This window comes from Streptomyces sudanensis (assembly GCF_023614315.1).
GTDB classification, from domain to species: domain Bacteria; phylum Actinomycetota; class Actinomycetes; order Streptomycetales; family Streptomycetaceae; genus Streptomyces; species Streptomyces sudanensis.
The window spans coordinates 844312-857716 of record NZ_CP095474.1; the positions used below are offsets into that span (position 1 = coordinate 844312).

The 13405-nt window shown below is 72.9% G+C and carries 11 protein-coding genes and 2 pseudogenes; 5 read left to right on the plus strand and 8 right to left on the minus strand.

All coding sequences use genetic code 11. The features are described 5' to 3' along the window. A pseudogene (locus tag MW084_RS03760) lies at window positions 1-2122 on the minus strand (transglycosylase domain-containing protein); the annotation flags it as partial. Window positions 2123-2366: 244 nt separating this feature from the next. On the opposite strand from MW084_RS03760, the pseudogene MW084_RS03765 reads away from it, so the two are divergent. The 3 genes and pseudogenes from MW084_RS03765 to MW084_RS24450 all read left to right on the plus strand — a co-directional run. Further along, window positions 2367-2515, plus strand: a pseudogene (locus tag MW084_RS03765) (SPFH domain-containing protein); the annotation flags it as partial. Between the two features lie 10 nt (window positions 2516-2525). Further along, window positions 2526-3338 (plus strand): SPFH domain-containing protein (locus MW084_RS03770; RefSeq protein ID WP_275563472.1); only part of this gene is annotated, 813 nt, incomplete at its 5' end. Next, window positions 3335-3502: type II toxin-antitoxin system antitoxin (locus MW084_RS24450; protein ID WP_420833758.1), on the plus strand; the 168-nt coding region annotated here is incomplete at its 3' end. The genes MW084_RS03770 and MW084_RS24450, both read left to right, overlap by 4 nt. A 224-nt stretch (window positions 3503-3726) precedes the next feature. Here the strand turns inward: MW084_RS24450 and MW084_RS03775 are convergent. Further along, entirely contained in the window at window positions 3727-4719 is a 993-nt protein-coding gene (locus MW084_RS03775; protein ID WP_010469827.1) for a hydrogen peroxide-inducible genes activator, read from the minus strand. Window positions 4720-4849: 130 nt separating this feature from the next. Between MW084_RS03775 and MW084_RS03780 the strand changes: the two genes are divergently transcribed. Together MW084_RS03780 and MW084_RS03785 are read left to right on the plus strand one after the other, a co-directional pair. Beyond that, window positions 4850-5404 (plus strand): peroxiredoxin, encoded by a 555-nt coding sequence (locus MW084_RS03780; protein WP_010469830.1) that lies wholly within the window; start codon window positions 4850-4852, stop codon window positions 5402-5404. Window positions 5405-5427: 23 nt separating this feature from the next. Beyond that, the gene (locus tag MW084_RS03785; RefSeq protein WP_010469831.1) at window positions 5428-5967 is read left to right on the plus strand and encodes an alkyl hydroperoxide reductase; all 540 of its coding nucleotides are present in this window, start codon (window positions 5428-5430) and stop codon (window positions 5965-5967) included. A 161-nt stretch (window positions 5968-6128) separates the two neighbouring features. Here the strand turns inward: MW084_RS03785 and MW084_RS03790 are convergent, their stop codons facing one another. The 6 genes from MW084_RS03790 to MW084_RS03815 form a co-directional block, all read right to left on the minus strand. Continuing rightward, entirely contained in the window at window positions 6129-6920 is a 792-nt protein-coding gene (locus MW084_RS03790; protein ID WP_010469834.1) for a hypothetical protein, read from the minus strand. After that, a complete protein-coding gene (locus tag MW084_RS03795; RefSeq protein ID WP_050986743.1) occupies window positions 6917-8305 on the minus strand; it encodes an AI-2E family transporter in 1389 nt (462 codons plus the stop codon). Before MW084_RS03795 ends, MW084_RS03790 begins: the two co-directional genes overlap by 4 nt. Window positions 8306-8416: 111 nt before the next feature. Then, on the minus strand, window positions 8417-9133 hold the full coding sequence (locus MW084_RS03800; RefSeq protein ID WP_010469839.1) for an aggregation-promoting factor C-terminal-like domain-containing protein: 717 nt from the start codon (window positions 9131-9133) through the stop codon (window positions 8417-8419). A gap of 449 nt (window positions 9134-9582) precedes the next feature. Then, window positions 9583-10905, minus strand: coding sequence for a PhoH family protein (locus MW084_RS03805; protein ID WP_010469840.1), 1323 nt, complete (start codon window positions 10903-10905; stop codon window positions 9583-9585). Between the two features lie 342 nt (window positions 10906-11247). Next, entirely contained in the window at window positions 11248-12009 is a 762-nt protein-coding gene (locus MW084_RS03810) for an isoprenyl transferase (protein WP_010469842.1), read from the minus strand. A gap of 562 nt (window positions 12010-12571) precedes the next feature. Next, entirely contained in the window at window positions 12572-13318 is a 747-nt protein-coding gene (locus MW084_RS03815; RefSeq protein WP_010469844.1) for a prepilin peptidase, read from the minus strand. Window positions 13319-13405 lie beyond the last annotated feature (87 nt).

A 13405-nucleotide genomic window follows, 5' to 3' on the forward strand; every position in this document is an offset into this window, starting at 1 on the left:
GCGTCGGCGGGTCGGCCGACGGGCTCTGCGGGGCCGGGGTGGTGCTCGACGCGCTGGAGGACGGCGTGCGCGACGGCTCCGCCGGGTCGTCGCTCGGCGACGGGCGCGAGGAGGGCGGCGGGGTGCTCCGGGACGGCTGGGCGGTGGGCTTCGGGCCGGGGTCGTAGGACTCCAGGACCTCCAGGTCGAACCGCGCGTCGGAGCCGCCGCCCAGGGCGTCCAGGGTGTAGTCCGCCCAGATGCGGGCCGGGAAGCCGCCGCCGCTGGCGCGGCCCGAGTTGGCCGTGCCGGTCAGGGAGACCTGGGTGCCCTTCTCCGCGTCCTCGCCGAACAGGGCGACCACGGTGACCAGTTCGGGCGTGTACCCGGCGAACCAGGCGGACTTGTTGTTCTCGGAGGTGCCGGTCTTGCCGGCCGCCTGGTAGGCGGGGCTGTACGCCGCGAGGCCGGAGCCGTTGGCGACGACGCCGGTCAGGACGGAGGTGACCGTGTCGGCGGTCTGCCGGCTGACGGCCTGCGGGCCGATCGGGTCGGCCGGCCGGACCGCGCGGTGCTCGTGCTCGGCGGACTTGACGATCGTCGGCGTGACCTTCTTGCCGTGGTTGTCGAGCGTGGCGTACACGCCGGCCATGTCCCAGGTGGAGGCGCCCATGGTGCCCAGCGTCATCGCGGGCTGCTCGACGAACCCGTCGGAGTCCTTCATGCCCAGGGCGAGGGCGGTCTTCTTCGCCTTGGCGGGGCCGACGTCGACGATCATCTGGGCGAAGACCGAGTTGATCGACTTGTTCATGGCCTCCTGGACGGTGACCTCGCCGTAGCTGTAGTCGTCCAGGTTCTGCGGGGCGAACGGGGTGTCGCCGCCCTTGACGGGACGCCCGCTGGTGCCGTCGTAGCGGGTGTTGGCGCCGATCCGCCGTCCGTCCTGCGTCGTGGACTCGTTCTCCAGGGCGGAGGCGAAGACGATCGGCTTGAACGTCGAGGCGGGCTGGTGGTCGCGCCGGGTGGCGTTGGACATCCAGTGCTCGGTGGCGCCGACGCCGCCGTACAGGGCGACGACGTGCCCGGTCTTCGGGTCGACGGAGGTCGCGCCGGCCTGGACGGTCGCGTCGACCTCGTCGCCCTCGCGGTCGAGCCGGCTCTCCAGCTGCTTGTCGACCGCCTCGACCAGCTCCCGCTGGCGCTTCTTGTCGACGGTGAGGGTGATGGTCCAGCCGCCGGCCCTGAGGTCCTCCTCCTTGACGCCCTGGTCGACCAGCTCCTGGTTGGCGGCCTCGACCAGGTAGCCGGTCTGGCCCTCCATGCCGGGGGCCGGCTTGGGCTTCTGGGGGGCGGGGAACGTCATCGCGGCGCGCTCGGCCGGGTCGAGCCAGCTCTCCTCGACCATGTTGTCCAGGACGTAGTTCCAGCGCTCGGTGACGAGCTTGCGGGCGGAGGGCGTCGCCGACGTCCAGTCGTACTGGCTGGGCGCCTGGAGGACGGCGGCGAGGTAGGCGCCCTGCTCGACGGTCAGCTTGTCGGCGTCGACGCCGTAGTACGCCTGCGCCGCTGCCTGGATGCCGTACGCGCCGCGGCCGTAGTAGCTGGTGTTGAGGTAGCCGGCGAGGATCTGGTCCTTGGACTGGCGCTGGTCGACCTTGAGGGAGATCACCAGCTCCCTGAGCTTCCGGGTGACGGTCTGGCTCTGGTCCAGGTAGTAGTTCTTGACGTACTGCTGGGTGATGGTCGAGCCGCCCTGCTTGCCCTTGCCGGTCAGGGTGTTGACGATCCCCCGTGCGGTGCCCTTGAAGTCGACGCCCGAGTCCTCGTAGAAGGTCTTGTTCTCGGCCGCGACGAACGCCTTCTCGACCGGGTCGGGGATCTTGTCGAGGCCGACGATGGACCGGTTGACCTTGCCGCTGCGGGCGAGGACCGAGCCGTCGGAGTACTTGTAGACGTTGCTCTGCAGCTTCGCCTCGGCGTTGGCGGTGGGGACGGGGACGAGCAGGTAGACGGCGTAGAAGCCGCCCAGGAGGAGCAGGCAGAACACGAAGAGCGTGCCCAGCAGCTTCCGCCACGTGAAGAGGCGGCGTATGCCCCCGCCCCCCTGCTCCCCGCGCGACCGTCGCGCCTTCGCTCGGCCCATGGCTCCGTCGCTCCCGTTGTTCGGTGTTCGTCCGTCGTGTCTCGGTCGCCCGTGTTCGGATCAGCTCAGCAAGCTAACCCGCCGCGGACCGCGGAGACCAACGCATCGCGCCTTTTGCCGACGTGACAATCAGCACCCGCTTTCCGAGGAATCGACTCCCGAGGGGTGGACATGGTTGCTCCGGGCGCTAAAGTGATATCACTTTGCTTGACCGGAGAGATCACCAGAGCGGGGGGCCGTGCCCATGAGCACGAGTACGAGCACGATCACGAGCACGTCCGGCGGCCGGACGGAGGGCGCGGCGGCACCGGAGGCGGCGCCTCCGCGGGTCCGGGAGTTCACGGCGTACAGCGTCGGCGGCGGGTGGGCGCTGCTGTCGGGCCTGGTGGGGCTNGTGGCGGGNGTGTGCCTCGTCGTCGCGGGGGCGGCGGCCTTCGAGGGCGCGTCGGCGGCCGCGCGGGGCGGGCTGATCGCGGTGGGCGTCCTGGTGGGCCTGGGGTCGCTGGTGGCGATGTGCGGGCTCAACATGGTGGCGCCCGGCGAGGCCCGTGTCGTCCAGCTCTTCGGCCGCTACCGGGGCACGATCCGCGCGGACGGGCTGCGCTGGGTGAACCCGCTGACGTCGCGGGTGGCGATCTCGACGCGCGTGCGGAACCACGAGACGGCGGTCCTGAAGGTCAACGACGCGTACGGCAACCCGATCGAGCTGGCCGCGGTCGTCGTGTGGCGGGTGGAGGACACGGCGCAGGCCATGTTCGAGGTGGACGACTTCGAGCAGTTCGTCTCCACGCAGACGGAGGCGGCGGTCCGGCACATCGCGATCGAGTACCCCTACGACTCGCACGACGAGGACGGCCTGTCGCTGCGCGGGAACGCCGAGGAGATCACGGAGAAGCTCGCGGCCGAGCTCCACGCGCGGGTGGAGGCGGCGGGCGTCCGCGTCGTCGAGTCGCGGTTCACGCACCTCGCGTACGCTCCGGAGATCGCCTCCGCGATGCTCCAGCGGCAGCAGGCCGGGGCGATGGTGGCGGCCCGGCAGAAGATCGTGGAGGGCGCGGTCGGCATGGTCGAGGCCGCGCTGGACCGGATCGCGGAGCGCGACATAGTGGAACTCGACCCCGAGCGGAAGGCGGCCATGGTCTCCAACCTGATGGTGGTGCTGTGCGGCGACCGCTCCGCGCAGCCGGTCGTCAACACGGGCACGCTCTACCAGTGACCGCCCGCCGCGAGCGCAAGCAGGTGCTCCTCCGTCTCGACCCGGCGGTGTACGAGGCGCTGGCGCGCTGGGCGTCGGACGAGCTGCGCAGCGCCAACTCGCAGATCGAGTTCCTGCTGCGCAGGGCGCTGGACGAGGCGGGCCGGCTGCCGTCCGCCCCGGCGNCCCCTNCCCCGCCGCGGCCGGCCGCCCCGGCGGCAGCCGCCGGCGGAGGANNANGNNGGCGNCGNCCGGCNGGCCGGCGGACGCGGCCGGGGGGTGACGCCGGCGGGCGGCCCTAGGCCCGGCCCCCGATCCGGGCGGACGTGCCCGGCCGGCCGAAGCCCGCCACGCCCGCCACCTCCGTCACACCGGTCACGCCGTCACACCGGTCACGCCGTCACGCCGGTCACGCCCGTCCGGTCTGTCGGGTCTGCCCGGAACCGGCCGGGAGGACCCGTACCGGGAGGGACGCCAGTGCACCCCGCAGCGCCTCGGCGAGCTCCTCGAACTCGGCGGCCCGCGCCGCCCCGGCGCGCATCGCGAGGGCGATGCGGCGCGAGGGGGCGGGGTCGGCGAAGCAGCCGGTCGCCAGGGCCGGGGCGCGTTCCGCCTCGACCCGCACCGCCGTCCGGGGCAGCAGCGTCACCCCGAGCCCGCCCGCCACCAGCTGCACCAGCGTCGACAGCCCGGCCGCCGTCGTGGTGACCGCCGCACCGTCCGCGCGTCCGGCTTCGCGGCAGACGTCGAGGGCCTGGTCGCGCAGGCAGTGGCCCTCGTCGAGCAGCAGCAGGGGCAGTTCGCGCAACGCCTCGCGCGGGATGTCGCTCCGGCCGCCCAGCCGGTGCCCGCCCGGCATGACCAGGACGAAGTCCTCGTCGAACAACGGGAGTTCGGTGACGCCGGGCACACCCAGCGGCACGGCGAGCAGCAGCACGTCCAGCCTTCCGGCGGTCAGCCCCTCCAGCAGGGAGTACGTCTGCTCCTCGTGGACCTGCAGGTCCAGGTCCGGGTAGCGGTCGCGGACGAGCCGCAGGACCGTCGGCAGCAGGTACGGTGCGACGGTCGGGATCACGCCGAGGCGCAGCACGCCCGTGAACGGGGCCCGCACGGCCTCGGCCTCCTCCATCAGTTCGGCCACCGCGTCCAGCACCGCCTTGGTGCGGACGGCGAGCCGCTCCCCCGCCGGAGAGAGCAGCACCCGGCGCGTCGTACGCTCGAGGAGCTGGACGCCGAGCGCCTCCTCCAGGGCGGAGACCGCGCCCGAGAGCGCGGGCTGGCTCATCCCTATCGCGGCCGCGGCGTCCCGGAAGTGCAGGTACTCGGCGACGGCCGCGAACGCCCGGAGCTGCGCCAGACTGGGCTGTTTTCCTTTGTGCGCGAAGTGCGCGGGAGAGAACACTGATAACCGCCTTCGATCAACGTGACCCAGTCTAGCTATTTCACTGATCAATGGGTGCCGTGCCATGCTGCGATCGTCCAACCCGCCCGGATGACCCCACAAGGGGGATCCCCGCCTCCTAGGAGAGCGTGTGCTCACTGTCGGTGACCAGTTCCCCACGTACGACCTGACCGCCTGCGTGTCGCTCGAGAGCGGCAAGGAGTTCACGCAGATCGACAGCAAGGCCTACGAGGGCAAGTGGCGCGTGGTGTTCTTCTGGCCGAAGGACTTCACGTTCGTGTGCCCGACCGAGATCGCGGCGTTCGGCAAGCTGAACGACGAGTTCGCGGACCGCGACGCGCAGATCCTCGGCGTCTCCGGCGACTCGGAGTTCGTCCACCACGCCTGGCGCAAGGACCACGCCGACCTGCGTGACCTGCCCTTCCCGATGCTCGCCGACTCCAAGCACGAGCTGATGCGGGCCTGCGGCGTCGAGGGCGAGGACGGCTTCGCGCAGCGCGCCGTCTTCATCGTCGACCCGAACAACGAGATCCAGTTCACCATGGTGACCGCCGGCTCCGTCGGCCGTAACCCCAAGGAGGTCCTGCGGGTCCTGGACGCCCTGCAGACCGACGAGCTGTGCCCGTGCAACTGGAGCAAGGGCGACGAGACCCTGGACCCGGTCAAGCTGCTGGCCGGCGAGTGACCGACCGGAACAGGTGAACCACGATGTCTCTTGACGCCCTGAAGTCCGCTCTCCCGGACTACGCGAAGGACCTGAAGCTGAACCTCGGCTCGGTCATCGGCAACAGCGACCTCCCGCAGCAGCAGCTGTGGGGCACCGTCCTGGCGTGCGCGATCGCCTCGCGCTCCCCGAAGGTGCTGACGGAGCTGGAGCCGGAAGCCAGGGAGCGGCTCACGCCCGAGGCGTACGAGGCGGCCAAGTCCGCCGCCGCCATCATGGCGATGAACAACGTCTTCTACCGGACGCGCCACCTCCTCTCCGACCCGGAGTACGGGACGATCCGCGCCGGTCTGCGGATGAACGTCATCGGCAACCCGGGCGTGGAGAAGGTCGACTTCGAGCTGTGGTCGCTCGCCGTCTCCGCGGTCAACGGCTGCGGCCAGTGCCTCGACTCGCACGAGCAGGTGCTGCGCAAGGCGGGCCTGGAGCGCGACACGATCCAGGAGGCGTTCAAGATCGCCGCGGTGATCCAGGCCGTCGGCGCGACGCTGGACGCGGAGGCGGTCCTGGCCTCCGCCGAGTAGTCGGCCGCCCCGGCGGACGGAGTGCGGGAGGGCCCCACCGGCAGTCGATGCCGGTGGGGCCCTTCCGCCGTTCCGCGCCCTCCGCGGCCCCGCGCCGCCCGCCCGGAGCCCAGCCGGTGCCGGGACGCCGCCCGCCCGGGCCGCCGGCCCGCGCCGGGGTGTCAGCCGGCGCCGGACGAGGAGGTGCCCGGACGGCCGGGCGGCTCCTCGGACCTCAGCCGCTTCATGATCTCCCGCACGTCCTCGACCATGAACTCCTTGACCCCGTCGAGCGGCGCGTGCGTCGGCTCGCTGGACGGCTTGTCCGCGTCGCCGTCGTACTCGTGGAGCGCGCCGACGGAGAGGCCGATCACGGCGGGCCCGTCCAGGACGACGATCTCGGCGTAGGTCCCGCCGCTGACGGTGAAGTACGCCTTCTCCCCCAGCCCCGGCACCGGTTCCGGTCCGGGCTCCTCCGGCATGACGGCCTCGCCCTGCACGGCTTCGAACTCCGGCGCCGGATCGGTCTTCTTGTGCAGTTCGTACCGGAGGCTGGCCTCGTAGCCGGCGGGCGGCTCGCCCAGCCGCACCGAGCAGTACGCCCGGTCGAGCGCCGGGTGCTCGTGCGTGTCGGCGGTGGTGGTGGCGCCGCGCTTGCCCAGGGCCGTGACCAGGGCGGACAGCGGCGCCTCCGCGCACAGCGCGTCGGACGGCCGGTAGTCGTCCAGGTCCGCGCCGCGCGTCTGGTACGCGGCGAGGCCCCCCGCCCACAGCACGGACGCGCCCAGCGCGCCGCCGAGCGCCCACAGCCAGGGGTGCCGGTACCGCGCCCCGTCCCGTCCGGCCGCCGGGGCACCGTCCCCGTGGCCGTCGGCCCCGGCACCGTAGGGAACACCGCCCCCCGGTCCGCGGGCGGGCACCGCGGGGCGCGGGGAGCCGTCCCCGTCGTCGAGCAGTTCGGGTTCGGATATCACTCGGGCCCCGGCCGTTCCTGGCCGCCGGTGCCGCCGCCCGGCGCGGGCGGCGGGGCCATGGCGGCGTGGGCGGCGGCGAGGCGGCGCAGGGCCTGCTCCTCGCCGTACGCGCGCAGGTACCCGACGACCGTGTTGGTGACGGCGACCAGCGGGACCGCGACGACCGCGCCGCCGAGGCCCGCGACGAGGCCGCCCGCCGAGACGGTCAGCACGACCGCCAGCGGGTGCACCCGCACGGCCCGGCCGAGGATGAACGGCTGGAGGACGTGCCCCTCGATCTGCTGCACCGCCAGTACCACGACGAGGACCATCAGCGCCGTGAACACCCCGTTGGTGACGAGCGCGACGACGACCGCGAGGGCGCCCGAGATCACCGCGCCCACCAGCGGGACGAAGGAGAACAGGAAGACGAACACGCCCAGCGGGACGGCGAGCGGCACGTCGAGGAAGTAGATGCCGAGCCCGATGAAGACCGCGTCGATGAGGGCGACGACCACCGTGCCGCGCACGTACGCGGTGAGGGTCCGCCAGGCGCGCGGCCCGGCGCCCGCGACACCCGGCCGGGCCTGGGCGGGCACCAGCGCGAGGAACCACTGCCAGACCCTCTTCCCGTCGTAGAGCAGGAAGAGGGTCGAGAACATCGCGAGCAGCATCCCGGTCATCACCTCGACCATGACGGTGACGCCGGTGAGGCCCGCGGAGGTGATCTCCTCGGTGTTGGTGCCGATCGTGTCGCTGAGGCTCTCGGCGATGTCGTTGATCTGGCTCTCGGTCACGTGGAACGGGCTGTCCAGCGCCCAGCGCTTCAGCTCCTCGATGCCGTCGCGCACACGTGCGGAGACGTTGCCGAGGTTGTCCATGACCTGCCACACGACGAACCAGCCGACGAGGCCCATGACGACGAAGCCGAGGACGGCGGTGAGCACCGTGGCGGGCCCGCGCGGCAGTCCGAGCCGCCTCAGCCGGCTCACGGTCGGCTGGAGCAGGGCGGTGATGAGCAGCGCGGCGACGAACGCGAGGGCCACCAGCCGCACGGTGCTGATGACCTTCATCAGCACCCACAGCGTGCCCGCGAGGACCAGCAGCCGCCAGCCGGCCTCGGCGGCGACGCGCACCCCCCAGGGGACGGCGTCCGCGGGGTCGGGCCGGGCGGCGACGGCGGGCGCGTACGCGGGGGGAGCGGGGACGATGTCCCGTGCCGTGCCGTCCGGGCCGGGGACGGTCCCCCCGGACGGCCGCCCCGCCGGGGCGCCGGCGGAAGGCACGCCGAGGCGTGCGTCGCTCTCCGCCTCCGCCTCGGCCCGCGCGCGGCGCTCCTCCAGCTTCTGCCCCATCCGGCTCAGTCCGGCACCGAACCGGCCGAGCCACCCTGGCACTTTCGACATGACCTTCCCTGCTCCCCCACCAGTTCCCCGGAGTTCCGGCCCCCACGACCGTACACGCACGGAGCCCCTCACCGTGGGACGGCGAGGGGCTCCGGGAGTCGGACTGCGCTGTCAGTACCAGTGGTTGGCCTGCCAGAACGACCAGGCGCCGCAGGGGCTGCCGTAGCGGTCGTTCATGTAGTTGAGGCCCCACTTGATCTGGGTGGCGGGATTGGTCCGCCAGTCGGCTCCGGCGGTGGCCATCTTGGACGCGGGGAGCGCCTGGACCAGGCCGTACGCGCCGGAGGAGGGGTTCTCGGCACGGTAGTTCCAGCTGGACTCGTGGTCCACGATGTTGCTGAAGCACTGGAACTGGTCGCCCGGCACCATCTGGCGGGCGATGGCCTGCACCTCCGCGACGGAGTACGAGGACTGGACGGCGAAGTCCGACGAGTCGCGGGCCGCTTCGCGGCTGGCCCGCTCGCGTGCCTCGCGCTCCTTGCGCTCCTTCTCGGCCCTCTCCCGCTCCGCCTTCTCCTCCGCGGCGGCCTTCTTCGCCTCGGCGTCCTTGGCGGCCTGGAGCCTCGCGGCCTCCCAGGCGGACTGCTGGGCGGCGGTGTCGGCCTCGGCGGCCTGCGCCTCGGCTTGCTGCGTCAGCGAGGCGACCTGAACCCGCGCCTGCTGACCGGCGGGTATGTCGGCGAGGAGGGTCGCGTCGGCGGCGGTCGTCTCGAACTTCTCCGGCTGCTTCGCCTGCGGGTCCCCCGCGGCGACACCGACGACGGCGCCGACAGTGGTGACCGCGGTGGCCGAAGCCACCGCGAATCCCCGGACCGAGATCCGGCTCACACGGTTTCCTTCCAGCATCGCCCGCACAGGTGACCTCGCGGGCGCGATCGTGCCCCTGGCGCTGGTCCCCCCACTCACTGGGTCACGGGGGACACGGGCCCGGTGGGCGGCTCCCCTGCGGGAGCGCCGCGTGGTGCTCGGGCGGCATACGGCGGACGGCTGTTGAGTTGTGTCGCCACCGTTCCGTGAGGATGTGGCTGTGCCGTATGCGGGGCCTGACGGAAGCAAGACTCTGCCGGAAGGCTCGGACGCAAGGCAATTCTCTGCCGCGTGTGAAAGCTCACACCCGGGCTGTCGCGAAAGTTTCGGTGAAAGGGGCGCGCGACGGGGCGCCGCCCGGCTAGGCTCTCGCGCTTCGCCGGACGGCGCCCCGGACTCGACTCGTCGTGTGCTCCCGCCGGACGGCGGCGGGCCGGTCCACGGCCGCCCCGCCGCCGTCCGTGTCATCCTCAGATGTGGACGTCCTCCAGCATCTCGGTCACCAGGGCGGCGATCTGGGAGCGTTCGGAGCGGGTGAGGGTGACGTGGGCGAACAGCGGGTGCCCCTTCAGCTTCTCGACCACGGCGACGACGCCGTCGTACCGCCCCACCCGCAGGTTGTCCCGCTGCGCGACGTCGTGCGTGAGGACGACGCGGGAGTTCGTCCCGATTCTGGACAGCACGGTCAGCAGGACGTTGCGTTCGAGGGACTGCGCCTCGTCCACGATGACGAACGCGTCGTGCAGGGAGCGTCCGCGGATGTGGGTGAGCGGCAGCACCTCCAGCATGTTGCGGGCCGTGATCTCCTCGACGACCTCGCGCGACGCCACCGCGGACAGCGTGTCGAAGACGGCCTGCGCCCAGGGGCTCATCTTCTCGGCCTCGGTGCCCGGCAGGTAGCCGAGCTCCTGCCCGCCCACCGCGTACAGCGGCCGGAAGACCATCACCTTCTGGTGCTGGCGGCGCTCCAGCACGGCCTCCAGGCCGGCGCAGAGCGCGAGCGCGGACTTGCCGGTGCCGGCCCGGCCGCCGAGCGACACGATGCCGACGTCCGGATCGAGCAGCAGGTCCAGGGCGACGCGCTGCTCGGCGCTGCGGCCCCGGATGCCGAGCGCCTCGCGGTCGCCGCGCACCAGCCGTACGGAGCCGTCGGCCGTGACCCGTCCGAGTGCCTTGCCGCGCTCGGACTGCAGGACCAGGCCGGTGTGCACGGGCAGGTCCGCCGCCTCCGGCACGTACAGCGTCTCCTGCGTGTAGAGGAGGTCCACCTGTTCGGCGGAGAGCGGCACCTCGCACATGCCGGTCCAGCCGGAGTCGGTGACGGCGAGTTCGGCGCGGTACTCCTCGGCGAGGAGGCCGACGGAGGACGCCTTGATGCGCAGGGGCAGGTCCTTGGAGACGACCGTGACGTCGTACCCCTCCGCCTGGAGGTTGCGGGCCACGGCGAGGATGCGCGAGTCGTTGTCCCCGAGGCGGTAGCCGGCCGGGAGGATGCCCGGGTCGGAGTGGTTGAGCTCCACCCGCAGGGTCCCGCCCAGGTCGCCCACGGAGACCGGGGCGTCGAGGCGGCCGTACCGGACGCGCAGGTCGTCCAGGAGGCGCAGGGCCTGGCGGGCGAAGTAACCGAGTTCCGGGTGGTGCCTCTTGGCCTCCAGCTCCGTCACCACGACGACGGGCAGCACGACCTCGTGCTCCTCGAAGCGGTTCAGGGCGTTCGGGTCGGCCAGCAGGACGCTGGTGTCGAGAACGTAGGTGCGCCGGTCGTCGGGGCGGCGCTTGGTACTGGTCACCACGGAAGGACAGACCCCCTCTTTCAGAGGCGCGTGAGGTCGGAGTGCGACTGCTGCGGAGTCGCACCGGGACGGGCCGGGATCGGGCCTCTGTGCACGGGCCGCGGATCCGGCCCTCCGCTTCGGCCGTGCACCGGTGCTGCACGGTTGTCCTGGCGCAAAGAGCCTCCCGGGCGAGCGGATTTCCGTACCGCTCACTCTGCAAGGGATATGCCCCTGCCGCCACCGCACCATGCCCGCGGCGCTCTTGGCATATGACAATCCGTCCGGCCGGACGCGCCGGAGCCGGGCCGTGTCCTTCGACGGCCCGGCTCGGGGAGGGGTGCGGGGGCGGGTGCCCGCAGGTCAGGTGCCGTACCGGCGGTGGCGGGCGGCGTAGTCGCGCAGTGCCCGCAGGAAGTCGACCCGGCGGAAGGCGGGCCAGTGGACCTCGCAGAAGTAGTACTCGGAGTGCGCGCTCTGCCAGAGCATGAAACCGGACAGCCGCTGCTCACCGCTGGTGCGGATGACCAGGTCCGGGTCGGGCTGGCCGCGCGTGTAGAGGTGCTCGGCGATCATGTCGGTGTCGACGACGTCGGCGAGCTCCTCGAAGGAGGTGCCCTTCTCCGCGTGCTCCAGGAGCAGGGAGCGCACCGCGTCGGCGATCTCCTGGCGGCCGCCGTAGCCGACGGCGACGTTGACGAGTATCCCGCCGATGTGCCGCGTCGACTCCTCCGCCTCCTTGAGGACCGCCTGCGTGCGCGGCGGCAGCAGGTCCAGCGTGCCGACGTGGTGGACCCGCCAGCGGCCGTCCGCCGCGATGGTGCGGACCGCCTCCTCGATGATCCCGAGGAGCGGGACCAGCTGCTCCTCCGGCCGGTTCAGGTTGTCGGTGGACAGCATCCAGAGGGTGACGACCTCGACGTCGGTCTCCGTGCACCAGCCGAGCAGTTCCATGATCTTGCTGGCACCGGCCTTGTGGCCCTGCTCGGGGGTGCCGCCGGACGCCTTCGCCCAGCGCCGGTTGCCGTCGAGGATGACGCCGATGTGCTTGGGCACCTGGGTATGGTCGAGGCGGCCCTCCACCCGGCGCGCGTAGAGCCCGTACACCAGGTCGCGCAAGTTCACCGATCTCACCTCTCGCATACGGGGCCCCGCTGCCGCCCCCGGACCCGACACCTTACTGGGCGCTCCGGGGCGGGACCCAGTCCGGTGTGTCACAAGTCCGCGATAGGGGTAGGGATCTTCGCCCCTCTTCCGCCGCGCGGCCCGCGACCGGCGCGGCTCCGCGGGCACCGCCGTGGCGAGCCGCGGCGCTCCCGCCCCCGCCGCGGCGCTCCTCGNNCCCGGGTCCCGCCCCGACTCCGGCGGCCTCCCGCGGGGTTCCGCGCGCCGGCCCGGGCCGGACGCCCGGCCCCCGGACCTCCGCGCGAAGCGCGGTGCGTGACGGGCAGGAAAAACGGGCCGGTCCGTGGGGGGGATACGGACCGGCCCGAGGGGGGGCTTCCACCATAACCCTTCGTGAGAAGTGGTGGGGGCCACGACATGCCGCCGTCACGCTCCGGAATCAGGGGACCGCGGTGGCGGCTCGTCCCCGCCCCGGCCGTCTTCCGCCNGNCCCCGCCCCCGGTCGTCTTCCGCCGGCCCCGCGGTTCCGGCCCCGGTCCCGGCAGCCCGTCCGTGCGGGCGCCTACACGTGGGCGAGCGCGCCGAGCAGGAGGCCCAGGAGCGCTCCGGCGATCATGAAGGGGCCGAAGGGGATGGCGCTCCCGCGGGTCGCGCGGCGGCGCACGACGAGCCCCAGGCCGTACACGGCTCCCAGGAAGAAGCCCGCGAAGGCGCCCGCCAGCAGGGTGGGCCAGCCGTACCAGCCGAGCGCGGCGCCCAGGGGGAGCGCGAGCTTCACGTCACCGAAGCCCAGGCCGTTCGGGTTGACGAGGAACAGCACCAGGTAGGCGCCGCCCAGCACGAGCGCGCCCAGCAGGGACAGCCGCCACGACCCGGCACGGCCCGGGAGCAGCGCGGCGGCGCCCAGCAGGAGCGGTACGGCGGCGGCGAGCGGCAGGGTCAGGGGGTCGGGCAGCCGGTGGACCCGCCGGTCGACGGCCGCGAGGAGCAGCGCGAACGGTGCCAGCAGCAGCCACACCGCCAGTTCGGGCCGCCACCCGGTGACGGCGGCGAGCAGCCCGCAGCCGACGGCGCCGGCGAGCGGCGCGGCCGCGGCCCGGCGCGGGGCGCTGACGGCGGACGGCGGGCAGTCGGCGCAGTGCGCGGGACCCAGCCAGCCGCGCGGGCCGGGGGCGTAGGCGTGCCCGCCGGGACAGGCGCCGCGCCACGGCTCCTCCGGTTCCACGGCGAACCGGTGCGCGGCACGCCGTACGAGCAGCGCGGCGGCGGCGCCCCACAGGACGGCGGCGGCGATCAGCGTGACGTACACGGGGCCGACCCTAGANNGGGCNGGCCGGCCGGTCACGGGCGGCGGGGGCGCCGGGCCGGCCCCGTAACAGTATAGCAAATCCTGCTA